This window comes from Amycolatopsis orientalis, assembly GCF_000943515.2.
Lineage (GTDB): Bacteria > Actinomycetota > Actinomycetes > Mycobacteriales > Pseudonocardiaceae > Amycolatopsis > Amycolatopsis orientalis.
The window spans coordinates 5,515,736-5,538,982 of the sequence record NZ_CP016174.1; the positions used below are offsets into that span (position 1 = coordinate 5,515,736).

21 protein-coding genes, 1 pseudogene and 1 riboswitch are annotated in these 23,247 nt (G+C 69.5%); of the genes and pseudogenes, 10 read left to right on the top strand and 12 right to left on the bottom strand.

Annotated elements, in window-relative coordinates:
- Positions 1-33: 33 nt before the first annotated feature.
- Positions 34-1,223, bottom strand: a pseudogene (locus SD37_RS24080) (IS30 family transposase).
- A 163-nt stretch (positions 1,224-1,386) separates the two neighbouring features.
- Here SD37_RS24080 and SD37_RS24085 point away from each other — a divergent pair.
- Positions 1,387-2,994, top strand: coding sequence for a purple acid phosphatase family protein (locus tag SD37_RS24085; protein ID WP_044851796.1), 1,608 nt, complete (start codon positions 1,387-1,389; stop codon positions 2,992-2,994).
- 216 nt (positions 2,995-3,210) lie between these two features.
- Here the strand turns inward: SD37_RS24085 and SD37_RS24090 are convergent, their stop codons facing one another.
- Positions 3,211-3,870 (bottom strand): MerR family transcriptional regulator, encoded by a 660-nt coding sequence (locus SD37_RS24090; RefSeq protein ID WP_044851810.1) that lies wholly within the window; start codon positions 3,868-3,870, stop codon positions 3,211-3,213.
- A gap of 277 nt (positions 3,871-4,147) precedes the next feature.
- On the opposite strand from SD37_RS24090, the gene SD37_RS24095 reads away from it, so the two are divergent.
- From SD37_RS24095 to SD37_RS24110, 4 genes are all read left to right on the top strand, one after another.
- Positions 4,148-5,011 (top strand): alkaline phosphatase family protein, encoded by an 864-nt coding sequence (locus tag SD37_RS24095; protein WP_044851795.1) that lies wholly within the window; start codon positions 4,148-4,150, stop codon positions 5,009-5,011.
- A gap of 78 nt (positions 5,012-5,089) precedes the next feature.
- Positions 5,090-6,073, top strand: a complete 984-nt coding sequence (locus SD37_RS24100) for a TolB family protein (RefSeq protein WP_044851794.1) — start codon at positions 5,090-5,092, stop codon at positions 6,071-6,073.
- A 10-nt stretch (positions 6,074-6,083) separates the two neighbouring features.
- Positions 6,084-6,629 (top strand): isochorismatase family protein, encoded by a 546-nt coding sequence (locus SD37_RS24105; protein WP_083255068.1) that lies wholly within the window; start codon positions 6,084-6,086, stop codon positions 6,627-6,629.
- 6 nt (positions 6,630-6,635) lie between these two features.
- The gene (locus SD37_RS24110) at positions 6,636-7,067 is read left to right on the top strand and encodes a VanZ family protein (protein WP_083255069.1); all 432 of its coding nucleotides are present in this window, start codon (positions 6,636-6,638) and stop codon (positions 7,065-7,067) included.
- Here the strand turns inward: SD37_RS24110 and SD37_RS24115 are convergent.
- From SD37_RS24115 to SD37_RS24125, 3 genes are all read right to left on the bottom strand, one after another.
- Positions 7,031-8,722, bottom strand: a complete 1,692-nt coding sequence (locus tag SD37_RS24115; RefSeq protein ID WP_044851793.1) for a flavin monoamine oxidase family protein — start codon at positions 8,720-8,722, stop codon at positions 7,031-7,033. The two genes, SD37_RS24110 and SD37_RS24115, sit on opposite strands and share 37 nt — an antisense overlap.
- A complete protein-coding gene (locus tag SD37_RS24120; RefSeq protein WP_044851792.1) occupies positions 8,719-9,489 on the bottom strand; it encodes a carbon-nitrogen hydrolase family protein in 771 nt (256 codons plus the stop codon). The genes SD37_RS24115 and SD37_RS24120 overlap by 4 nt, the downstream gene beginning before the upstream one ends.
- A 173-nt stretch (positions 9,490-9,662) precedes the next feature.
- The gene (locus tag SD37_RS24125; RefSeq protein WP_044851791.1) at positions 9,663-10,226 is read right to left on the bottom strand and encodes a DinB family protein; all 564 of its coding nucleotides are present in this window, start codon (positions 10,224-10,226) and stop codon (positions 9,663-9,665) included.
- Positions 10,227-10,318: 92 nt separating this feature from the next.
- Here SD37_RS24125 and SD37_RS24130 point away from each other — a divergent pair, with 92 nt between their 5' ends.
- Both SD37_RS24130 and SD37_RS24135 read left to right on the top strand, forming a co-directional pair.
- Entirely contained in the window at positions 10,319-11,275 is a 957-nt protein-coding gene (locus SD37_RS24130; protein WP_044851807.1) for a helix-turn-helix transcriptional regulator, read from the top strand.
- Positions 11,276-11,356: 81 nt separating this feature from the next.
- The gene (locus SD37_RS24135; RefSeq protein WP_044851806.1) at positions 11,357-12,607 is read left to right on the top strand and encodes a cation:proton antiporter; all 1,251 of its coding nucleotides are present in this window, start codon (positions 11,357-11,359) and stop codon (positions 12,605-12,607) included.
- Between the two features lie 4 nt (positions 12,608-12,611).
- Here the strand turns inward: SD37_RS24135 and SD37_RS24140 are convergent, their stop codons facing one another.
- Both SD37_RS24140 and SD37_RS24145 read right to left on the bottom strand, forming a co-directional pair.
- Complete coding sequence (locus tag SD37_RS24140) at positions 12,612-13,121, bottom strand: SRPBCC family protein (RefSeq protein WP_044851790.1); 510 nt, start codon at positions 13,119-13,121, stop codon at positions 12,612-12,614.
- A gap of 154 nt (positions 13,122-13,275) precedes the next feature.
- Positions 13,276-13,911: a DUF4230 domain-containing protein gene (locus SD37_RS24145; RefSeq protein WP_044851789.1), complete on the bottom strand. Its 636-nt coding sequence runs from the start codon at positions 13,909-13,911 to the stop codon at positions 13,276-13,278.
- 111 nt (positions 13,912-14,022) lie between these two features.
- Between SD37_RS24145 and mptB the strand changes: the two genes are divergently transcribed.
- A complete protein-coding gene (gene mptB / locus SD37_RS24150) occupies positions 14,023-15,462 on the top strand; it encodes a polyprenol phosphomannose-dependent alpha 1,6 mannosyltransferase MptB (RefSeq protein WP_044851788.1) in 1,440 nt (479 codons plus the stop codon).
- On the opposite strand, the gene SD37_RS42120 is transcribed toward mptB, so the two are convergent.
- Positions 15,366-15,911 (bottom strand): hypothetical protein, encoded by a 546-nt coding sequence (locus SD37_RS42120; RefSeq protein ID WP_083255070.1) that lies wholly within the window; start codon positions 15,909-15,911, stop codon positions 15,366-15,368. The genes mptB and SD37_RS42120 overlap by 97 nt on opposite strands.
- Before the next feature lie 59 nt (positions 15,912-15,970).
- Here SD37_RS42120 and SD37_RS24160 point away from each other — a divergent pair, with 59 nt between their 5' ends.
- Together SD37_RS24160 and SD37_RS24165 are read left to right on the top strand one after the other, a co-directional pair.
- Positions 15,971-16,552 (top strand): TetR/AcrR family transcriptional regulator, encoded by a 582-nt coding sequence (locus tag SD37_RS24160; protein ID WP_044851787.1) that lies wholly within the window; start codon positions 15,971-15,973, stop codon positions 16,550-16,552.
- A 50-nt stretch (positions 16,553-16,602) separates the two neighbouring features.
- A riboswitch (guanidine-III (ykkC-III) riboswitch) is annotated at positions 16,603-16,671 on the top strand.
- A gap of 11 nt (positions 16,672-16,682) precedes the next feature.
- On the top strand, positions 16,683-16,997 hold the full coding sequence (locus tag SD37_RS24165; RefSeq protein ID WP_037310189.1) for a DMT family transporter: 315 nt from the start codon (positions 16,683-16,685) through the stop codon (positions 16,995-16,997).
- Positions 16,998-17,150: 153 nt separating this feature from the next.
- Here the strand turns inward: SD37_RS24165 and SD37_RS24170 are convergent, their stop codons facing one another.
- The 4 genes from SD37_RS24170 to secD form a co-directional block, all read right to left on the bottom strand.
- On the bottom strand, positions 17,151-18,473 hold the full coding sequence (locus tag SD37_RS24170; protein ID WP_044851786.1) for a carbohydrate-binding protein: 1,323 nt from the start codon (positions 18,471-18,473) through the stop codon (positions 17,151-17,153).
- 131 nt (positions 18,474-18,604) lie between these two features.
- Complete coding sequence (locus SD37_RS24175; RefSeq protein WP_044851785.1) at positions 18,605-19,588, bottom strand: LysR family transcriptional regulator; 984 nt, start codon at positions 19,586-19,588, stop codon at positions 18,605-18,607.
- Between the two features lie 99 nt (positions 19,589-19,687).
- Entirely contained in the window at positions 19,688-20,875 is a 1,188-nt protein-coding gene (locus tag SD37_RS24180; protein ID WP_044851784.1) for a cation:proton antiporter domain-containing protein, read from the bottom strand.
- A gap of 89 nt (positions 20,876-20,964) precedes the next feature.
- Positions 20,965-23,235 (bottom strand): protein translocase subunit SecD, encoded by a 2,271-nt coding sequence (gene secD / locus SD37_RS24185; RefSeq protein WP_174567850.1) that lies wholly within the window; start codon positions 23,233-23,235, stop codon positions 20,965-20,967.
- Positions 23,236-23,247 lie beyond the last annotated feature (12 nt).

Here is a 23,247-nt window from a genome sequence, read left to right on the forward strand (position 1 = left end):
GTGAGTGGTAATGACGGTTAGAACCCGGTGGATTCACGCGATCGTCGCAACGTGCTCGTATGAGGACAGTAGCTTGTTGAGTCGTTCGGCTGGGGTGTCCCAGTCGAGGGTTTTGCGGGGGCGGCCGTTGAGTTCGGCGGCCACCCTCGCGAGGTCTTCGGGGGTATGTGTGGCGAGGTCGGTGCCTTTGGGGAAGTACTGGCGGAGCAGTCCGTTGGTGTTCTCGTTGGAGCCGCGTTGCCAGGGTGCGTGTGGGTCGCAGAAGTAGATGTCGAGGTCGGTGGCGAGGGTGATCTGGGCGTGCTGGGCCATTTCGGTGCCTTGGTCCCAGGCCAGTGACCGGCGTAGCTCGGCGGGCAGCCGCTGGATTGTCTTGATCATCTCCTCGGCGACGGTAGCGGCGTCTTTCCCGCCGGGCAGGTGCAGCAGCAGGCAGAACCTGGTCGAGCGTTCGACCAGGGTCCCGATCGCCGAACGATTGTCCTTGCCCATGATCAAATCGCCTTCCCAATGCCCGGGATCGCCCGGTCCGCGGCTTCGGCGGGGCGTTCGGAGATCGGGACCATCCCGGCGATCTTGCCCTGGCGGGTCCGGCGCCCGTCAGGCATCCGCCGCGGTCGGCGGATCGCTCGCCCGGTCCGCAGACACTGCGCCAGCTCACGCCGCAGCGCGCCTCGTCCTTGGACGTAGATGGCCTGGTAGATCGTCTCGTGACTCACGTGCATCCTCGGCTGGTCGGGAAAGTCCCGGACCAGCCTGGCAGTGATCTGTTCCGGCGACCATCGTGCCCGCAGATCCGCCTGGACCCTGTCCCGTAGCACCGGGTCGGCGGCCAGCTTCGCCGGTTTCGGTCGTGTCGCCCGCTCCTCGGCCGCGCGCTGAGCCGAACTGGCCCGATAGCCCTGCCCGGTGCTGTTGCGGTCCAGTTCCCGCCCGATCGTGGAGCGATCCCGGCCCAGCCGGCGCGCGATCTCCGCTTTCGGCACCCGCTGGGCCCACAGGATCATGATCTCCTCCCGCTCGGCCAGCGAGAGATAGCGGCCCGATCCAGACTTCGGCGCATTACTGAGCACGCCGCCAGCCTCGTCGAACAACCGTCTCCCACTGGCCCGCGACACGCCCACGGCCACCGCTGCCCGCTCCACCGACAACCCGGCCCGGACCCCATCCCAAAACCCCGCCCGCACATCCCGCAGCAACCAACGACGACGAAACCCAGCCATCACAACACCTCCACATCAGATGTTGCGACGACCACTAGAACCCAAGCCCTCATTACCACTCACGACCCACCACCGGCCGGAAGCTTGCACGGTTCGATGCAGGTGAGAACGGAAGTCGTGTTCACCCGTTGACATAGTTAAGAAGCCTTCTTAACTTCAGATCATGTCTGAGACTCCCCGAAACCGCAGGTCTCAAGCCTATCGTCGGCTCAGCCTTGCCGAGAAGCACGACAAATTCGTCAACGAGTACTCACGGCGGACCCTGTTCCGGGTGGGCGCGGTCAGCGGTGCCGCGCTCGCGGCGGGCGGTGTCCTGCTCCCCGGCACCGCCACCGCGTCACCCGGCCCGACCGTGCTGCTCAACGCCGACAAGACCGCGGGCTCGGCGCTGCGGCCGTTCGGACGGCATATCGCGTTCGGCGCCGATCCGGCCCAGCAGGTCGTCGTCTCCTGGCAGGTCCCCGCGGCGGTGACCGCGCCGTTCATCCGGATCGGCACCGTCCCCGGCGACTTCAGTCCGCCCATCGCCGCCGAGGTGCGGGCGCTGACCAGTCAGATGTCGTGGCAGCACCCCGTGGAGGAGGTCCCGCCGAACGCCCCGAAGGCGATCACGCAGTACTACCTCCACGCCCGGCTCGACAGGCTGCTCCCCGACACCACCTACTACTACGTCGTCGGCCATCAGGGCTACGACCCGGCCACCGGCGGCAGGCTCGCCGACATGGCCACCTTCCACACCGCCCCGGCGGCGGGCGGCGACGGCGCGTTCACCTTCACCGCGTTCGGCGATCAGGGCGTCGGCTACAACGCCGTCGCGACGAGCAGCCTGATCGCGGGCCTGGACCCCGCCTTCCACCTCGCCATGGGCGATCTGAGCTACGCCCTCACCGGCGAAGGCGGGCATCCGGAAGAGGACACCTACGACGCGCGGCTGTGGGACTCCTTCTTCGTCCAGAACGAGCCCGTCACCTCGCGGATCCCGTGGATGATGGCGCTCGGCAACCACGAGATGGAGGGCTGGTACTCCGCGGACGGCTACGGCGGCGTCCGGGCCCGCTTCACCATGCCGGACAACGCCTGGAGCGGCTCCACCTGCATCTACTCCTGGCGCTACCAGAACGTCGGCATGATCAGCCTCGACGGCAACGACGTCTGCTACAACAGCCCGTCCAACCTCGGCTACACCAAGGGCAAGCAGCTCTCGTGGCTCGAGAAGACCCTCAAGGCCTTCCGCGCGGACCCCACGATCGACTTCGTCGTCGTGTACTGCCACCAGTGCACGTACTCGACCTGTCATTCCAACGGGGCCGAACTCGGCGCGCAGCAGGACTGGGCGCCGCTGTTCGACAAGTACCAGGTCGACCTGGTCCTCAACGGGCACAACCACATCTACGAGCGCACCGACCCGATCCGCGCGGGCAAGGCCACCAAGAAGCTCCCGTCGCGGGGCACCGCGAACCCGGTCAAGGACGGCACCACCTACATCACCGCGGGCGGCGGCGGCGGGGACAGCGTCTCCGAGTTCCCCGCTCCCGACACCTATCTCGGGCACGAGACCGCCAACGACTCCCCCATCCCGATGAAGTTCTCGTACGAGGACGGGCACAGTACGACCAAGAAGGTCACCTGGTCCCGGGTGCGGTTCCGCGGCTACAGCCTGGTGGCCGTCGACGTCGTCCCGGCCGCGGGCGGCACGCCGGCGGGGCTGGAAGTCCGGGCGATCAGCGCGGACGGAACGCTGATAGATCAGATCACTCTGCGGCGAAGCTGACCAACGGCGGCCCTCGTTCCCGCCGTCCGGGGGCCGCCGTTCCTCCTCGGCACATCGGCCGGAAAGCCATTTCTCCTCGGCCGATCGGCCGAGGAGTTTGTTTGAAGATAATGGGGAGGTGAACCGGCCTTATCGCGTCGGCCTGACTGTTACACGTTCATGACATAAACGGGACGAGGTCACCGGCCGATCGCCGTTCCCGGCGCGAACCGACCGCTACCTCGACCGCCGTTTCCCTGGTCCCCTGCCTGGAAATGTGAGTTCGACCGCGTTCTCGACGGCCGTTCTGAAAGCGCTTACCAGGAAGTCCGCGAGAGAGGATCCCAGGTCGGGCGAAGCTCCGCCCGAGGGCGAATCCGCCACCGTCAGCCGCTCCGCGGCCGCACCGACGACAGCGTCGGCCACCGGCGCCATCCGGTCCATGAGCTGCCCGAGGAACCGCAGGACGTCGACCGGCGGGATCCCGGCTCCCGCCAGCTCCGCGACCGCCTGCGCGACGGGCGGCCGCGCGATCGCGGCCGCCCCCGAATCGTCCCGGCCGAGCAGACCGTGCCGTTCCAGCGCGCAGAAGACCGGCGGCTGGACGCGGGCGATCTCGGCCAGCGCCGCACTCGTCCGCGCGGTGCCCGGATCCGCGGTGGCCGTGCCCAGCATCGCCGCGATGGAAGCCAGATTGAAGCCTTGTTCCTGCAGCGTGGTGATCCGTTCCAGCCGCCGTAGATGAACCGGCCCGTAATAGGCGGACCGGCCGTGCCGCACCGGCGGCGGCAGTAATCCCCTCGTCTGATGCGCCCGGATATTGCGCGGCGACATCCCGACGATCGCGGAAAGTTCCCCGATCGTGTATCCGGCCGGTCTCGACGAAAAGGACTTCACGACTTCGAGTTTAACCATGGGCGTGCGCCGTTCCTTTTCGGCTCGCCACGCGTAAGTGCATGATGCAGGTTTGCACGATTCGATGTCAGCCCACGCCGGTTTTGCCTCGATTTCCTCCGCCCGATTGCTCCAGTCGGGCGACCTTGGTGGGCAGAGGGGCTCCGGACGGTTTAGATGCACATCAAGACATCCGATGTCTTACCTTGTCACCGCCGCGGAGCGCCGCTGAACCCGATGGCCGGTCGTCGAAGTCCGATCCTTGACCCCAGGAGGTTTCATGTTCTGGAAACGCATCGCGGTCGCCGCCGTGGCGGCGGCGGGCGTGGCCGCGGCCACGATGGTGTCGCACCAGGGCACCACCACGGCCGCGGTGGTGCCCGCGGCGGCGAAGGTGCCCGCGTTCGACCACATCGTGCTGGTGATGTTCGAGAACAAGGACTACAAGGAGATCAACGGCAGCTCCAAGGCCCCGTACTTCGCCAAGCTCGCCTCACAGGGCGCCAAGTTCACCAAGGCGTACGGGACGACGCACCCGAGCCAGCCGAACTACATCGCCCAGTTCGCGGGTTCGACCCATGGCGTGGACAGCAACAAGTGCCAGGACCTGGGGAACAAGGAGAACATCGCCTCCCAGCTGGCAGGCATCGGCAAGACGTTCACCGGTTACGCCGAAAGCATGCCGTCGGACGGCTACACGGGCTGCACCAAGGGCAAGTACGCCCGCAAGCACAACAGCTGGGTGAGCTTCAGCAACGTCCCGGCGTCGGCGAACAAGCGGTTCTCCGCTTTCCCGTCCGACTTCACGAAACTGCCGCACGTCGCCTTCGTGACCCCAGACCTCTGCAGCGACATGCACGACTGCTCCGTCGACACGGGCGACAAATGGCTGAAGAGCAACCTGGACGCCTACGCCCAGTGGGCGAAGACGCACAACAGCCTGCTGATCGTCACCTTCGACGAGGACAGCGGGACGTCGGTGAACCAGATCTTCACCACCTTCGTCGGCGCCCACGTGAAGCCGGGGAACTACGGCGAATCCATCAACCACTACTCGATCCTGCGCACCATGGAGGCCGCTTTCGGCCTTCCGGGCATCGCCAACGCGGCGAACAAGCCGCCGATCACGAGTGTGTGGCAGTAACCGGCCGATCCCCGCGGGCGTGTCCACAGTGGACACGCCCGCGGGTGGTCAAGACGACGCCAGGCAGGAAGGCCGACCGTGAACACCCGCACCCGCACGCTGCTGGCCGTCACCGGAGTGCTCGCGCTGGCCGCGGCAGCCGTGATCTACGTCGGGGTGGCGCGAAATCCGGGCACCGCGTCGGCGGGCACCAGCGGCGCCGTCACCCTCACCGGGCCGCGACTGCTGTTCCGCAGCACCGCCGACGCCGACCGCGGGCACGTGTCCAGTGTCGCCACGGCGGATCCCGGCGGGCCACGCGCGGTGTCGACCGTGACCTGCAGCCGGGTGCACGCGGCGGGCGGCACCGGGATCTGCCTGCGCCCGGAGACCGGGCTGACCACCTATCAGCTCGCCGTCCTCGACGGCGGTCTCACGGTCACCCAGGAGATCCCGCTGGTCGGGGTGCCCAACCGGGCCAGGGTCTCGCCCGACGGACGCCGTCTCGGGTGGACGGTCTTCGTTTCCGGAGACTCCTACAACGGCGGCCGGTTCTCCACTCGCGCGGGCATCCTCGACCTCACCACCGGCGACGTCGAAGCGACGCTGGAGGACTTCGCCGTGACCGTGGACGGCGCGCCGTACCGGGCGGTGGACGTCAACTTCTGGGGCGTCACCTTCACCCGGCGCCCGGACCGGTTCTACGCCACGATGTCCACCGGTTCCCATCGGTATCTCGTCGAAGGCGACGTCAAGGCCCGTACCGTCAAGACGCTGCGGGACAACGTGGAATGCCCGTCCCTCTCCCCCGACGAGACCCGCGTCGCCTACAAGGCCGCGATCGACGGCGATCCGGTCAAGGGCTGGCGGATCTCGGTGCTCGACCTCGCCACCGGCGCCGTCACCCCGCTCGGCGAGACCCGCAGCGTCGACGACCAACCCGCCTGGCTCGACGACCGCACCGTCGCCTACGCGCTGCCCCGTTCACCGGCGCACTCGGACGTGTGGGCGGTCGCCGCCGACGGCACGGGTGACCCGCGCCTGCTCATCCCGGAGGCCGAATCACCCGCCGCGCTCCCCTAGGCTGCCGGACATGAAGGCCGCGCTGCTGATCGTCGACCTGCAGGACATGCTCGTTCCCCTGGTGTGGCGTGGCGAGGAACTGGCTCTCCGGATCGCCGCACTGGCGCGCAGGGCCCGCGCGAAAGGCGTTCCGGTGATCGCCCTGCGGCAGATCGGCGCCGCCGGTACCGACTTCGATCCTTCCTCACCGGGCACCCGGGTCAGCTCGCTGCTCGGCCTCGAACCGGTCGACGTGGTGGTCGACAAGACGGCGACGGATTCCTTCTACCGCACCGGCCTGGCGGGACTGCTCGTCGATCGGGGCGTCGACACCGTGGTGCTGACCGGGCTGGCCACCGACTACTGCGTCGACGCGACCGCCCGGTCCGCGCAGAGCCACGGTCTGGACGTAGTGCTGGTCGGCGACGGCCACTCTCCGTCGGCCGACGGCGATCCGACCACTGGACTGACCGCCGAACAGGTCATCGCCCGGCACAACCTCCTGCTGAGCACCGCGATCCACCCTGGCGGCAGGCTGCGGGTGGTGCCCGCAGCGGAGGTCGTGTTCACCGCGTGAGCGGGCGTGCTCGTAGGATCGGCCCGCAAGCGCCGGATCCTGTGGGCGCTGGCGGGGTTGAGCCTCCTGCCGGTCTTCGCGCTGACGCTGGTACCCACCGCGAACCGGATCGACGGGATCCTGTGCACGGTCCAGTTCGCCATGCCGACGCTGGGCACCGTGGAACTCCTGGCCAACGTCGCGCTGTTCCTGCCACTGGCCTACTTCGCCACGCTGGCGACGAGGCGGCCGCTGACGACGCTCGCGGCGGGCTCCGGACTGTCCGCCGTGATCGAAGCGCTGCAGGCGCTCGTTCCCGCGATCGGCCGCGCCTGCGACACCAACGACTGGCTGATGAACACCGTCGGCGCGGTTCTGGGCGTACTGCTCACGCTCGGCACGGGACGGCTGGTTCGCCGGTCTCAGTCCGGCAGCTCGACGGGCGCGATGTCGTCGTAGACGTCCCCCGGCCCCGGGTTCGCCGGATCCGTCTCGCCGCCGAAGTGGTGCAGCACGCCCCACACCGCGTTGAGCGCCGTCTGGACCGCGCCTTCCGCCCAGCCCGCCGTCCACGAAACGTCGTCACCCGCCAGGAAAAGGCCCCGATGGCGCTCGTCCAGCCTGTCCTGCATGAAATGCGTGAACAGCCGGTGCTGGTAGCGGTAGTGGCCGGGCAGGTTGGCCTTGAAAGCGCCCATGAAATGCGGTTCGGCCTCCCAGGACACCGTCACCGGGTCGCCGATGATGTGCCGCCGGACGTCGACGCCAGGGTAGATCTCCCGCAGGGACTGCAACATCACCTCGACCCGCTCGGAGACCGAAAGCGGCAGCCACTTCAGCGAATCGTCGGCCCAGGTGTAGGACAGGCAGATCACCGCGGGCGCGTCCGGGTCGTCGCCGAGCAGGTAGGTGCCGCGCGGCATGCGGTCGGTCAGCGTCATGCTCATCGTGTCGCGTCCGGTCGCGGGGTCCTTGTCGAGCCAGAACGGCCGGTCGACCGGGACGAAGACCTTCGACGACTCCATGTAGTGCGTGCGCTCGATCGCCGTCCAGTGGTCGATCGGGAACAGTGCCTCGTCGCATTCGATCTTCGACAGCAGCATCCAGCTCTGCGCGGTGAACACCGCCGCGGGATAGGTGCGGATCCGGCCTTCGGTGTCGGTCACCGTGATGTTGTTCGGCGCGGTGCGGTGCAACCGGGCGACGCCGGGGTTCGGCCGTCCGCCGTGCAGCGTGCTCAAACTCGTTCCGGCGGGCCAGAACGCGAGGTTCTCCGGCGCGTGTTCCCACAGCCGCAAGGGAAGCTGTCTGCTCCCGCCGGTGATGCTGCGGTGTTCGTCGTCGGCGCCAGTGTAGACCACCCGGAGGATCTCCAGGATGGAGTTCGGGAAGTCGGTGTCCCAGCCACCGGTGCCGAAGCCGACCTGCCCGAAGATCTCGCGATCGCGGAAGGAGGCGAACGCGGGTGAGTCGCAGAGGAAACCGTAGAACGTCTGGTTGTCCAGCCTCGGCACGAGTTCGTTCCACAGCCGCTTGATCGTCTTCGTGTCGCGGTCGCGGATCGCCTTCTGCATCTCGGCGAACGCGGCCTGCTCGGACAGCGTGCTGTCCCAGGCGGCCGCGACCTTGCCGAACACCGCGGGAAGCTCGTCCGCGGTACGCGCGTAGTGGCTCTCCCCCTTGAGATCGACGACCGTGCTCGGCGTTCCGGGTGCCAGCGGGTTCGGGAACGGCGTCGTCTCCAGGCCGACCTTGTCGATGTAGTGGAAGAGCGCGGTGGACGCCGGCGGGAAGCGCATCGCGCCCATCTCCGCGACGAGGTCGTCCGGGCAGCCGGGGAACCGGACGGTGCGCAGGCGGCCGCCGATCTCGGCGATCTCGTGGACCACCGGCCGCAGGCCCAGTTTCATCAGCTCGTACGCGGCGACGATGCCCGAAAGCCCGCCGCCGATCACCGCGACCTCGGTACCGTGCCGCTCGGCCGGAAGTGAGCCGAGCCCGGCCGGATGGGCGAGGAAATCGTCGTAGGCGAACGGGAAATCGGGGCCGAACATCGTGATCGGCCGTCCGGCCGGTTCGTCGTGGTGGATCGCGGTCGGAACGGCGGACGTCATACGGTGCTTCCTTGGTCGGTCAGTGTCCGGTACAGCTCGGGCCGTCGGTCGGCCAGGTGGGTGTTCTCCCGCCGCGACGCGACGAGTGCCTCGCGGGTGACTTCGGCGCTGATCAGCTCCGTGCCGCCGCCGGCGCGAGCGAGCACTTCCCCGGTCGGGGCGACGACACAGGAGCGGCCGCAGTAGGTCAGTTCCTGTTCGGTGTCGCAGCGGTTCGCGTAGGCGACGAACAGCTGGCTCTCGTAGGCCCTGGCGGGAACCAGCGTTTCGGCGACCAGTTCGTACGGGCTCATCAGCGCCGTCGGGACCACGAGCAGTTCGGTCCCTGCCAACGCGTGCGCCCGCACCAGTTCGGGGAATTCGAGGTCGTAGCAGATCAGCAGGCCGACCCGGATGCCGCCGAGATCGGCCTGCACGACGGCCTCGGTGCCCGGCTCGAACCACGACCGGTCGATGTCGCCGAACAGATGTGTCTTGCGGTAGTTCGCCAGGCGCCGCCCGGCCGCGTCGATCAGCTGGACGCTGTTGTGGACGCGGCCACCGTCGGACTCGGGATACCCGTAGGCCAGCGCGACACCGGTTTCCCTGGCCAGCGCGGACATCCGGGCCGCGGTGGGGCCGTCGGCCGGTTCCGCGAGCACGTGGGACCTGGCGCCGATGTGATAGCCGGTGGTGATCATTTCGGCGGCGATCACGAGATCGGCGCCGGACGCCGCGACCGCGCCGGGCAGTTCGGCGTACGGGCCCTGGTGGACGGCGATCTTCATACCGACGACGATACCTGCCGTTTCGCACCGCCGATATGAGCAGATCGTTGCGTTTTCATGGTCTTAACCAGCAGTTTGGTGCGGTGGAGAGCAATAGGGCGGCGGTTTGTTGTGAGTACGGTCTCGTGAGTGGTAATGACGGTTCTAACCGTCATTACCACTCACGAGGCACCTTAGGTCGACTTCTGCCCGTCGATGCTCTCGCGCAGGATGTCGGCGTGCCCGGCGTGCTGCGCGGTCTCGGCGATCACGTGCGCCAGCACCCGGCGCACGCTGCGCACCGCGCCCGGCTCGTTCCAGGGCGCCTCCGGCAGCGGATGCGTCGCGGACAGGTCGGGGATCGAGGCGATGATCTCCGTCGTCCGCGCGGCGATCCGCGCGTACTGCTCAAGGATCCCCGCGAGGGTGTCGCCGGGCAGCATCCGGAAGTTGTTCCGGTGGTCGATCGCCCACTGCGGGAACTCGCGGGCGGTCCCGGCGCCGAGGTCGGCCCAGGTGACGCCGTCCGGCAGGTCGTAGGTCATCGCGGACGGTCCCTCGACGGCGAACCGCAGCCACATCTCCTCGATCGACGCGACGTGCTTGAGCAGGCCGCCGAGGCACAGCTCGCTGACCGTCGGCTGCTCGCCGAGCTGGTCGTCGGTGAGGCCCCGGACGGTGCCGGTGAGCGTGGCGCGGACGGTGTCGAGGGCTTCGATCAGGTCGGCGCGCTCGGCGTCGAGGATGGTGGCGGTCATCGGGCCCTCCGGGTTGTCGTTTTCTGGCACACGAGGACTCTCGCAGGGGTAGAGGACAGGTTGTGGCCTCTACTCGCGGCAAGATGGAAGGCATGCCGAAGACCTCCGCCCGTCTGCTGTCGATGCTCTCGCTGCTGCAGGCGCGCCGCGACTGGCCGGGGGCGCTGCTGGCCGAACGGCTGGACGTCAGCCCGCGCACGGTGCGGCGCGACGTCGACAGGCTCCGCGAGCTCGGCTACCCCATCGCGACCATCAAGGGGCCCGACGGCGGCTACCGGCTCGACGCCGGTTCCGAGCTGCCGCCGCTGCTGTTCGACGACGAGCAGGCGGTCGCGCTGGCCGTCGCGCTCCAGATCGCCACCACCAGCGGCGCGGGGATCGAAGAAGCGGCCATGCGGGCGCTGCACACCGTCCGGCAGGTGATGCCCTCGCGGTTGCGGCGCCGGATCGACACCTTGCGCGTCACCGCCGTCGAGTCGCCCGCGAACCGCGCGGATCCCCGCGTCGACGGCGACGTCCTGCTGACGCTCGGCGCGGCCGTGCACGCCCGCGAGATCCTGCGCTTCGACTACGCGGGCGCTTCGCCGCCGCGCCGGGTGGAACCGCACCACCTGGTCACCTGGCACGGCCGCTGGTACCTCGTCGCCTGGGACCGCGACAGCGAGGACTGGCGCACTTTCCGGGCCGACCGGATCACGCCGCGGACGCCGACGGGCCCGCGGTTCACGCCGCGCGACCTGCCCGCCGACGACGTCGCCACGTTCGTCGCGAGCAGGTTCCGCGGCTCCGACGGCTCCGGCGACTGGCCGTGCCGGGGAGAGGTGATCCTCGATCTCCCCGCCACCACCGTTTCGCACTACGTCCGCGACGGCGTCGTCGAGGAACTCGGGCCGGACCGATGCCGGCTCGTGCTCGGCTCGTGGTCCTGGGCCGGGCTGGCGGCGAGCATCGGGCGGTTCGACGCGGACATCGAGGTCGTCGGGCCCCCGGAACTCAAGGAGGCGTTCGCCTCGCTGGCCCGACGCTACGCCAAGGCGGCCCGCGTTTAGTCCTCTGGATGCGCCCAAAGTGGACACTCGCCCGTACCGGTTCGCCGGTTGCGCGAGGTCTTCGCCGGGTACCCCGCCCGGATGGAGATCTTGCTCGCCGGGGCAGGCGTTCTGGCGTTGTGCGCCGCGGTGCTGCCGAACCTGCTGCACGAACGCGCGCTGTCGATGCCGCTGGTCCTGCTGGTGGGCGGGCTGATCTTCGGGCTGCTCCCGCTCGGATACCCGTACGGCCAGGGCGTGCTCGACCCGCGGTCGCATGTGGGCGCTGTCGAGGTGATCACCGAACTCGGCGTCCTGGTGTCGCTGGTGGGCGCCGGGCTCAAGTCCGACCGGCTGATCGGCTGGCGATCGTGGAACTCGACCTGGCGGCTGCTGGCGATCACGTTGCCGCTGTCGGTCGGCGCGGTGGCTCTGCTCGGCTGGTGGGCGCTCGCCCTGTCCCCGGCGGCCGCGCTGCTGCTGGGCGCCGTCCTGTCACCGACCGATCCGGTGCTGGCGAGCGACGTCCAGGTCCCCGCGCCGCATACCGACGACGGCCGGGGCGCGGACAACGAGATCAGGTTCACCCTCACCTCGGAAGCCGGGCTCAACGACGGACTGGCGATGCCGTTCGTGCTGGTGGCGCTCGTCCTGGCCGGAACGGCGAGCACCTCTCCCGTGCCGTGGCTGCTGACCGAGGTCGTCGTGCCGCTCGCGGTCGCCGTGCTGGTGGGTCTCGCCTGCGGCCGGTTGCTGTCCTGGCTCATGTTCCGCGTGCGGCACGAGCGGCTGCGGCTGGGCGAGTACTCCGACGGCTTGGTAGTGCTGGCCATCGCGTTCCTCCCCTTCGCGCTGTGCGAATGGCTGGGCGGGATCGGCTTCGTCGCGGTGTTCACCACCGCCGCGACCATCCGCGCCAGCGAACGCTCCCACGAGTACCACGGGGTGCTGCACGAATTCGGTGATCAGCTGGAACGGCTCTTCGTCGCGCTGGCCCTGCTCGGTCTCGGTGTCGTACTGGGCGACGGGCTTCTGGCCGATCTGCGCCTCGTCGAGATCCTCGTGGCGGTGGTGGCGGTGGTCGTCGTGCGCCCGCTGTTCGGCGGACTGGCCCTGCTCGGTGGCGCCACCACCCGCCCGGCGGCGACGGCGATCGCCTTCTTCGGCATCCGCGGGATCGGGAGTCTCTACTACCTGTCCTACGCCCTGGGGCACGGCGATTTCCCGATGGCCGACACCCTTTGGCGCGTCACGGCGCTCACGATCGCGGTGTCTGTCCTCGTGCACGGCCTGCTGTCCGGCCCGGTGATGCGCAAACTCGAGAAGCGCGGCATGCAGCACCCTCGCGTTTAGCCCGCTAAACGCGCCATTCCCGGCCTTCGAGCCGCGCCTTCACCCGCTCCAAGGTGGTGGCGATATTGGCCCGGTTGGTCCCGGCGCGATCGGACTGACCGGTGATGAGGATGGCGAGCGGGATGAACCACGGCGGTACCCGCAGCCAGTTGGTCACGGTGACCCGGCTGCCGTCGCCCTCGGGCCTGATCTCGTATTCCCAGCGGGAAATCGGCACGAAGAACGGCGTGCGCACCCGGTAGGCGAACCGGCGCCCCGGTTCGGCTTCGATGATCTCGGCGTGGGTCACCCAGCGCCGCAGGCCGTTGCGGTTGCTGCCGGAGAACCAGTTCCCGACGGCGGCCTCGGTAGCGCCGCGGATCCAGCGGGCCTTGCGGAGTTCCTCGGCGCATTCGGCCATCGCGACGGGGTCGCTGATCAACCGGTACACCGTCTCCGGCGGGGCGTCGATCGAGACCTCTCCGGTGGCGAGCGGCTCGGTATAGGTCAGGGTATGCCTCGGCTTCGTCACCATCGCGCCTCCCAGTCGACCCTGCCAGCCCACCAGTACGCGGTGGCGCGGTCAAGGCGCCGCGGTGAGCACAGCACGTTCGCGGACAATCATCGTGCGGCGATGAGTGCTTGGGGCGCGCTCTGCTTCATCCGCGTACGAAGCCACGTGCGAGAGGTCAGGTCGTCGGCTCCCCGGGGAACGTCACCTGGAAGCCCAGAGCCCGCAGCATCCCGGTGAGCATCGACTTGGTGTTGGCCTTGGCGCGTTCGAGCAGACCGGAATGCTGCGCGGCTTCGGCGATCCGCTTCTCCGCGGCGAGATGGAACTGCCGCTGATCCGGTACGGACACCAGTGCCCCGAGCCGGTCGATCAGGCCGCGCTCCTGGCCGAAGACGTAGCTGCGCTCGTGGTCCAGATTGGGTTTCGCCAGCCGGGGTTCCGGCAACCGCACCTCGACCGAGCGCCGGTCCTCCGAGACGGTGAGCGAATTCTCCACCAGCGGACCGAAATCGAGGTAGGCGTCGACCGTTCCCGCGGCCACGAACAGGGTCCGCTCCCCGGCGATGCTCGCGGGCACCCACTTGACGTCCTTCTCGATGTCGACGACGACCTGGTAGTCACCGGCCGCCGCGTGATACTGGCTCAGATCGCGGACGGCCTGGAGCACCGCGGGCTGCGAACGGTCCACAGTGGACGTTCCGAACGGGTCGAGCTTCGGTAGCAGCCCGGTGATCTGCAGCGCCGCGGCGACGATCAGGAGCCCGATCACCGCGAACGCGCCGAGACGCACCCAGCGTTTCTTCACGCCCACCACCACCTCTCCAGGGCAGGGGTACCCGGCCGGGACGGGGCCGAAGCCTCGAGCGCCCGTTTCTCGGACGATCGGCGGAACCGGTTTCCGCACTTGGAGTAGTTTGACCGCATGCAGAACGTCTTGCCCGCGCCGGAGAAGACCGGGCTGAACCTCCGGACACTCCACTGGGCGGGATTCACCGGAATCGTCGTGCTGGTGCTGGTCACGTCCGGGATCGGCCTGCCCTCGGTCCTGGTGGTGGCGCTGGGGGTCACCGGGATGGCCACCCTGGTGCTGTCCTGGCTGGGCATCGGACGGCTCGCCGCCGGGCTGCCGGAGCGGCGGCTGTACTGGATCGCGGTCTCGTGGTGCGTGCCGCTGCTGGCCGCGCGCCCGCTCTTCAGCGGCGACATCAACAGCTACCTGGCACAGGGGCTGATCGCGGCCAAGGGCTTCGACACGTATCTGGTCGGACCGGCCGAGGCGCTCGGCGCCGATTCCCCGGTGACGCTGGCGGTCAGCCACTACTGGCGGGACACGCCCGCGCCGTACGGGCCGGCGTTCGTCGCGCTGGCCCGCACGATCGCCGGGATCGCCGGGGACGACCTGGTCCCGACGGTGCTGCTGCACCGCCTGTTGGGACTGGCGGGGATCGCGCTCATGGCGTGGGCGCTCCCCCGGCTCGCCCGCCGTGCCGGGGTGTCGCCGTCGATCGCGCTGTGGCTGGCCCTGCTCAACCCGCTGGTGCTGTGGCACGTCGTGGCGGGCGTGCACAACGACGGGCTCATGGTCGGCCTGATGGTCGCCGGACTGGAACTCGTCCTCATGGGCGCGGCGAGGACCGGCGCCGCCCGGCCCGCGTTGATCGCGGCCGGCGTGATCGCGGTGAGCGCCGCGGCGAACGTCAAGATCGTGGCCGTCGCGGCTTTGCTGTTCGTCGGCGTCGACCTGTTCCGCCGGGCGACCCCCGCGGGCCGGGTGGCGGTTGCGCTGGGGCTGCCCGCCGGGTTCGCCGCGGTCACCGTGGCGATCTCCCTCGGCAGCGGGCTCGGCTTCGGCTGGGTCCGGGTGCTTTCCGGGGTTTCCGGGCAGGTCCACAGCTGGATGGCGCCCACCAACGAACTCGGCTTCCTCGTCGGCGGGGTCGGCAAGCTCTTCGGCGCGGACCTGACCGACGGCGCGATCAAGGTGTTCTCGCTCATCGGCGCCATCCTCGGCCTGGCCGTGGGGGCCAGGCTGCTGTGGCTCACCTACAGGGAGAAGCTGCATCCGCTCTACGGCGCGGGCCTGACCTTCGCCGCGATGCTGGTCCTCGGTCCGGTCGTGCAGCCGTGGTATCTCCTGTGGACGGTCGCACTGCTCGCCGTGAGCCTCACGACCAGCCGCGGCCGCTGGATCCTCGCCGGGATCAGCGCGCTGTTCGGGGTGCTCCTCCCGCCCGCGAACGGCGGCGCGGTGTCCTTGGCACTGGGTTATCTGCTCGCCGTCGGGCTGATCGGCGGGACGTTGTTCGTGCTCAAGCGCAAGGACCTCTTGCCGGAGATCAGGTTCCGCAAGAGCCGGACGTAAGGGCTCCAGCGCGCCGGTGTCCGTACCGTGCCGGTGAGCTCACGCTCGGCGCGGTCCAGGCCGTCCTCCAGCAAGGCGTCGTGCATCGGCCGCCACAGCAGCGGATAGGTGTACCAAGCGGGATACCGGAGTCGTAACACCATGAGGTGCACGAGTTCGGTCTCCCCCTTTCCCGCCGCGCGCAGGGTGAACTCGTGGAACCCGTCGAACCCGCGCGGGGCGGTGAAGCGGAAGCGCACCGCCTTCCCCGGTTCGTAGGACTCGACCAGGTACCGCACCGGCCCGTGCCCGCCGTCGGCCCCCACCGAGAGCGGCCGATCGAACCGCATCGGCGGCCACGCGGCCACGGGCCACAGCCGATCGTCGTCACCGGCCAGCGTGTCGATCAGGGCGCCGACGCGCTCCTGTGACACGGCGACGATCCGGGAATGCCTGTTCCATACGCGCATCGCGCCTCCCAGTTCTAGAGACCTTCCCCTAAAACCATAGTAGAGGATAGTCTCTGAAAATGGGACGGCCACCGCGGCACACCGCCGACGACTTCCTCGACGCCGCGATCCGGATCTTCGCCGCCAAGAGGATCGGCGCGGTGAGCATGTCGGCCGTCGCCCGCGAGGTCGGTGCCCCGAGCGGGTCGATCTACCACCGCTTTCCCGGGCGGCCGGCCCTGCTCGCGGCCATCTGGCTCCGCACCCTGACCCGCTTCCAGCAGGAATACCTCGAAGCCCTGGACCGCGAACCGCCCGTGGAAGCCGCCATCGAGGCCGCGGCACAGGTCGTCCGCTGGTGCCGGGCCCATCCCGCCGAGGGGAAACTGCTCTACGAAGGAACCCGCGCGCTCGGCGTCGACGACTGGACCGCCGAAGACCGTGCGCGCGCCGACGAGGCCAACCGTCGCCTCGACGCGGCGATCGGCAAGGTGGTGCGACGGCTGCGCCCGCTGACCGGCCGGAGCACCGACGAACTGATGCTGGCCCTCGTGGACCTGCCCTATGCCGCGATACGGCGGCACCTCGACCGCGGCGAGGCGCCACCACCGCGGGCCGTCGACCTGGTCATCAAGACCACGCGCACCCTGCTGTCGGGCTGAGGGAGCGCGACGCGGATCCACTCTCCCCCGGTCCTTGTGCGATCCTGGGTACGGAACCTCGTGATCGAGGTCCCCGGACGAGTGGGTGCCGTACCCGGCCAGCGACAAGACGGCGCTCTGGGAGCGCCTCATGTCCTGGCTTGTGCTGATCGTTTCGGGTGTGCTGGAAGCCGTGTGGGCCACCGCCCTCGGCAGGTCCGAAGGACTTTCCCGGCCGACGCCGTCGGTGATCTTCGGCGTGACGCTGGTGGCGAGCATGGTGGGCCTCGGTTACGCGATGAAGGACCTTCCCGTCGGCACCGCCTACGCGGTCTGGGTCGGGATCGGGGCGTCGCTCACCGTCGGCTACGGCATGTGGTCGGGCGCGGAAACCGTTTCCCTGGCCAGAATTCTGCTGATCGTGGGAATCGTGGCCTGCGTGGTGGGCCTGAAGGTCCTGCACTGAAACGAAAGTGTGGGTCGTGAGTGGCAAGTGTCGTTAGAACGCTCTTTACCACTCACGACCCCACACGAAAGGGACCGCCCCCGACGCACGGACGACGTCGGGGACGGTCGGGGTCCGGGCGCACCCCTGCGTGTGGCCCGGACGGCTAGGCGGTCAGGAGCGCGCCCAGAGGGCGGGGACGTTCGGCGGCTCCCAGCCGACCTGAGCGGTGTGGGCCTGCAGGGCCCGGTAGGAAACGCCGTTGTAGGTGACGGTCGCCCCCACGGCGTAGGTGGTGCCCGCCGCCCAGGTTCCCGTGGGCGGGTCGGTCGGCGTGGTGGTGGCGGTGGTGCTGGACGGCGGGTTCGAGCCCGACGTCACCAGGCGCAGGTTGTAGACGCTCAGGATCTCCGAGATCGGCTGGAAGTAGAACGTGCCGCCCGAACTGCAGTTGCCGGAACCGCCGGAGGTGACGCCCTGCGCCTGGTCGCCCGCGAGCCACGAGCCGCCGGAGTCGCCCGGTTCGGCGCAGGCGTTGGTCCGGGTGAGGCCGGAAACGGTGCCCTGCGGGTAATTCACCGAGGCGTTCTTCTGTTCGATGGTGCCGCAGTGCCAGCCGGTCGTGGAACCGGAACGGCAGACCGAGGCGCCGATGGCGGCCTCCTGCGATCCCGCCACCGGCACGGTGCCCGGGTAGCGGTTCACCAGCGGACGCGGCGTGTTGCCGGCGTCCACGCGGACCCACGCGTAGTCGTTGCCGGGGAAGCTGGAGCCCGCCACGGTCCCGCTCGGGTTCGAGGTACGGGTGCCGGTGGTACCGCAGTGCCCGGCGGTCACGAAACCGCCCTCGACCGAGAAGCCGACCGAGCACCGGCCCGAGCCGAAGGTGTAGGCGTTGCCGCCGATGACGTCGATCAGCGGAACCGGGCTTTCGGTGCTGGTCTCGACCCGCACCGCGTCGGCCCGTACGCCGGACGCGGTCGCCCACGACTGGGCGGCGGCCTCCGAACCCGCGTTGGCCAGGACGACGATCGAGTTGGTGGTGGCGTCGACGTACCAGCCGGGCACCGTCTTCGGCGCGCTGGTTCCCCTGATGTCCAAGGAAAGTTTGGCGGCGTCGAGCTGGGCGGCGCTCCGCGCGACGGTCTTCGGGGTGGCCCCCGCGGCGCGGACCGTGTCCGCCAAGGCCGCGTCGGTGACCGCGACGGTCAACGTCGTCCCGGCCGCGTCCAGCCAGGACCCGGCGTAGGAGGAACCGAGCCGGGCCTTGAGGGCGCTGTCGGCGAGTGCCGCCTTCCGCTCGTCCGCGAGGCGGGTTTCAGCCTGCTCCGGGCTGATCCTCAGGTCGCGTGACAGTGCCGCGATGATCTCCGCCTGGACCTGGCCCGCCGCCGTGACGGTCTGGCCCGCGCTGGCGCTCGGCGTCAGCGCGACGGCCGTGACCAGTCCGGCGCCGGCGATGGCCGCCGCGGCGGCCGCTACGATCTTTCGGTTCATTGAGACGCTTCCTCGGAACTTGCCGGAAGGGATCAAGTCCCGACCGTACGAGGAGCCTCCCGCGAATGGTACATACCATTTAGATCATATCCACCTCAGTGGACTGGACCTTTTCAGGATGTTCGCGCTGCTCAATGCACCCCGGCGTCGGTGTAGTCGACGCCATAACCCGGGTTCAGCTCGAGGTACTTGGAGTAGGTCGGCCGCCGGTCGATCAGTTCGCCGTACACCACGCGGGACAGCGCGATCATCTCCGCGGCGAACGGGCCCATCTCGCCGCGTTCCGACCAGCCGATGAGATTCCGCCAGCTCAGCGGGTTTCCCGCGATCGGGACGGCGACGATGCCGGGGATCTCGTGGAACAGCGGCTGGCACAGCACCACCGCGTGTCCCGATTCGACCATCTCGATGCAGGTCAGGACATCGGTCTCGTACAGCGATCGCGGGGTGAACCCCGACCTGGCGCACGCGGAGGCGAAACAGTCACCGAAGCAGCCGTCCCCCGGCGTCGCGCACCAGCGCTCGTCCGCCAGCGCGCTGAGCTCCACCTCGTCGTGCTGTGCCCGCTCGTCCCGTGCCGACATCAGCACGAAGACCGGATGATGCGCGAGCGTCCGCCATCGGAGACCGGGCGACGGCGGCGGCGCGGCGTCACCGCAGACGCCGACGAAGGCGAAGTCCATCGCGCCTTCGGCGGTCATGCCCGCGAGTTCGTTGGCCGACCACGACGTATGCGTGGCGACGTGGATGTCCGGATGGGTGGTGCCGAGGCGCTGCAGGAGCGCCCCCAGCATCGGGCCCGTCGCCGAGCCGAGCCGCAACGTGACCGGTTCGCCGGTGCCGGAGTGCTGGGCGAGGCGCGCCGCCTCGTCGTGCAGGGACGAGACGGCGGGGAGCACCATCTTGGCCCGGTCGAGGACGAGAAGGCCGAGCGCCGTCGGCCGGGTCCCCGTGTGATCGCGCAGGAAGAGCTTCCCGCCGAGCGTCCGTTCGATGCGCTTCAGTTGGGCGGTCAACGCGGGCTGCGCCATCCCGAGCGTGTTCGCCGCTTTGGTGATGCTTCCGAGTTCTGCGATCGCGCACATGATGCGCAGGTGGCGCAGTTCCAGCTCCATCCCTCTACGTTAGAGCGGTAACTGGACTAGACCAAGTGAAGAACTGCGCCAAATGGCTTCGCTTCCCAACATGCCAACGATGTCAGCGAACCCTGCCGCTCACGACCTCTTGGCTTTGCGGTTCAGGAACGCCGACGCCCCGACCCCGTGCGCGGCGACGCTCACCAGCACGGTCACCACCATCACGCTCAACGCGATGTCCGCCGCCTCCCCTTCGAGGGAGTTGTAGGCCAGCAGCCCGAACACGATCGACGCCGCTCCGCGTGGCGCGAGCAGGCCGATGGTCATCCGGTCCCGCCACCGGAAATCGGTCCGCAGCAAGGTGAGCAGGACCGGGATCAGCCGGGCGACGGTGAGCGCGACGGCGCTGACGATCACCACACCCCAGGTGAGACCGAACGACAGCACCAGCACCGCCGTACTGCCGAACACGAACCACATCAGCAGCCCGCACAGTGAGCTGACGTCCTCCGCCAGCCCGAGTTCGTCCTCGCCGGGGTGCCGGGCGGCCTTGTAGGCGATCCCGCAGATGAACGCGGCGACGAAGCCGTTGCCGCCGATCGCGACGGCGGTGGTGTAGGTCAGCAGCGGCAGCGCGACGGCCGCGACCCTGGCCGAATGCCGGGTGGACCAGCCGTGCCTGCCCGTCACGTTCATCGCCACCGCCGCCACCGCGCCGACGACGGAACCCACGAGCACCGCCAGCAACGCCGCCGGGATCGCCGCCTGCAGGGCTTCACCCGGCGTGTTCGCCTGATGGCGGCTCCCCGCGAGGGTGAGCGCGAAGATGAACACCGGCGCGACGACGCCGTCGTTGTAGCCGCTTTCGACGTTCAGCAGATGCCGCACGCGTTCGGGCACGCGGACGTCGTGCACCACCGACGTCGCGGGCGCGAAATCCGTGGGGGCGATGATGCAGGCGATCAGCAGGACCGCCGTCCAGCCGAGCCCCGGCAGCGTCAGCAGGCCGACGCCCAGCACGATCAGGATCGTCAGCGGCAGCGCGATCAGCAGCAACCGCACCGCGGTCTTGCCGTCGTGGCCGAGGTAGCCGCCCTTGACCGCGGTGGCGTCCACGAACAACAGCAGCGCGAGGATCAGTTCCGCGACGTTAAGGGCGATCTCGGTGTTGAGCCCGTTGCCGAGATCGTTGCGGGTGGTGAACCCGATCGCCAGCCCCGCCGCGACCATCGCCATCGGCGCGGTGATCTGCCACCGTTCCAGCCGCGCCGCCGTCATCGTCCACGCCAGCACGACGACCGCGCCGACGAGCACGCTCTGGATCATCTACCGCCCCTCGTTCCCGGTGGACTCCCCTGCCACCGGGAACGAGCATAGAGACCGGGCGGGCGCGGCGGTCCACAAAGGAACCCCGATCACACCACCGCGCCGTTGTCGTCGCGCTTTCGCGCCCGCGAAGGCTTCCTGACCGGACGTCCGGCCCCCGGCCACCGCCGGTCGAGCAGGATGGCCACGGGACCCGCGGTGGCCACAGTGGACACCGTGCCGGCGACGAGGCCGAGCAGGAGCGCGAGGGCGAAGTCGGCCAGCGACCCGTCCCCGAGGACCAGCAGCGCGCCGAGCACGAACAGCACCCCGATCCCGGTGTTGATCGTCCGGGGCAGCGTCTGCAGTACCGCGGTGCCGACGACGCGGGCGAACGGCTCCTTGCGGCGCTGTCCCCGGACCTCCCGTACCCGGTCGAAGACCACCACCGAATCGTTGACCGAATAGCCGATCACGGTCAGCAGCGCGGCGAGGAAGACGCCGTCCATCGACTTGCCCAGCCACGCGAAGATCCCGAGGATGATCAGGACGTCCTGGGCGAGCGCGGCCACCGTCGCCACGCCGAGCCGCCAGTCGAACCGCACCGCGAGATAGGCCAGCTGCGCCAGCACCGCGAGGCCGAGCGCGACGATCGCCTTGGTGCGCAGTTCGGCGCCGAGGCTCGGGCCGATCTGCTCGTCGCGGATCTCCGTGGCGTTTCCCGCGACTCCGGCCACGGCCGCCCGGATCCGCTCGGTGGCGGCCTCGTCGATCGGCTCGGTGCGCACCGAGATGTCCCTCTCGCCGGACAGCTGCACGACGGCGCGCGGGAAACCGGCGTCGGCAACCGCGTCCCTGACCCGTTCGACGTCGGCGGGCGCCGAAGTGCCGTACTCGATCACCCGGCCGCCGGTGAACTCGACGCCGAGGTTCGGCCCGGCCACCAGCAGCCCAGTGGCGGCCGCGACGACGATCGCACCCGCCACCGTCAGCCAGCGCCGGGGACGGCCGAGGAAACCCGGATCGAGGCGGTTCACCCACCGGCGGACCCGGCCTTCGTGGGTGAGGCCGGAGATCCGCGGTGCGCGCGCGACCGCGCCCCGCATCGTCAGATGCAACAGCCACCGCGTGAGCACGAGGGAGATGAACAGGGCCACCACCACGCCGATGGACAGGGTGACGCCGAAGCCGCGCACCGGACCGGACGCCAGCCAGAACAACAGTCCGGCGGCGAGCAGGGTGGTCACGTTCGAATCGACGATGGCCGAAAGCGCGCCACTGAACCCGCGGCCGACCGACCTCGGCAGCGAACCGCCCCGGTCGACCGAGTGCTCCTCTCTCGCCCGTTCGAAGACGAGCACGGTGGCGTCGACGGCCATGCCGATGGCCAGGACGAACCCGGCGAGTCCCGGCAAGGTCAGTGTCGCGCCGACGGCGAGCAGGGCCGCGTAGGACACGGCGGCGTACGCGACCAGCGCGCCCACCGCGATCAGTCCGGCCAGCCGGTACACCGCCACCAGGAACAGCGCGGTCAGTGCCAGCCCGATCACCGCGGCGCGGGCGCTGGCGTCGATGGCGGCGGCGCCGAGCGTGGGGCCGACGGTGCGCTGCTCGATGATCTCGACCGGGGTCGGCAGCGCGCCGGCGTTGATCAGCAACGCCAGATCCTTCGCCTCGGCCGGGGAGAACCGCCCGGTGATCTGCGTGCTCCCGCCGACGATCCCGACCCCGCAGGCGACCTGCGGGCTCACCTGGGGTGACGAGATCACCTTGTCGTCGAGGGCGATCGCCACCCGCCTGGCCGGATCACCCGGCGGGGAACAGGCGGCCTGCCCGGTCAGCCGCTCCCAGGCACGACCGGAATCCCCTTTGAAGTCAACGGAAACGAGCCAGCCGCCGCCCTGCGGGTCCATCGTCGCGAGCGCCTTGTCGACGCCTTCGCCGGTCAGCGCGGCGGGCCCCAGCGTGATCTGCCGGCCACTCTCGTCGGGAAGGACGCGCGAATCAGCGGTCGCGGCGCCGAGCACGGGATGGAAGGACAGTTGCGCGGTCCGGCCGATCACCTCGACGGCCTCGCGGGGATCCCGTACGCCGGGCAGTTCGACGATGATCCGGTCGTCCCCGGAGCGCGCCAGCATGGGTTCGGCCACGCCGAGCGCGTCGACCCGGCGGCGCAGCACCTCGAGCGTCCGGTCGGTGGTCTCGGCGTTCGCGGTGGCGGTGGGTGAATCCTTGGTCTCCAGCACGATCTGCGTGCCACCACGCAGATCGAGCCCCAGACGCGGGGCGGTGGTCAGCAACAGGTACACGGTCGCGGCGAGGACGACCAGCGAGACTACGGCCCGCCCGGTCATGCCTCGCCGCGCGGTTTCGCGCGGCACGAAGGGTTCTCC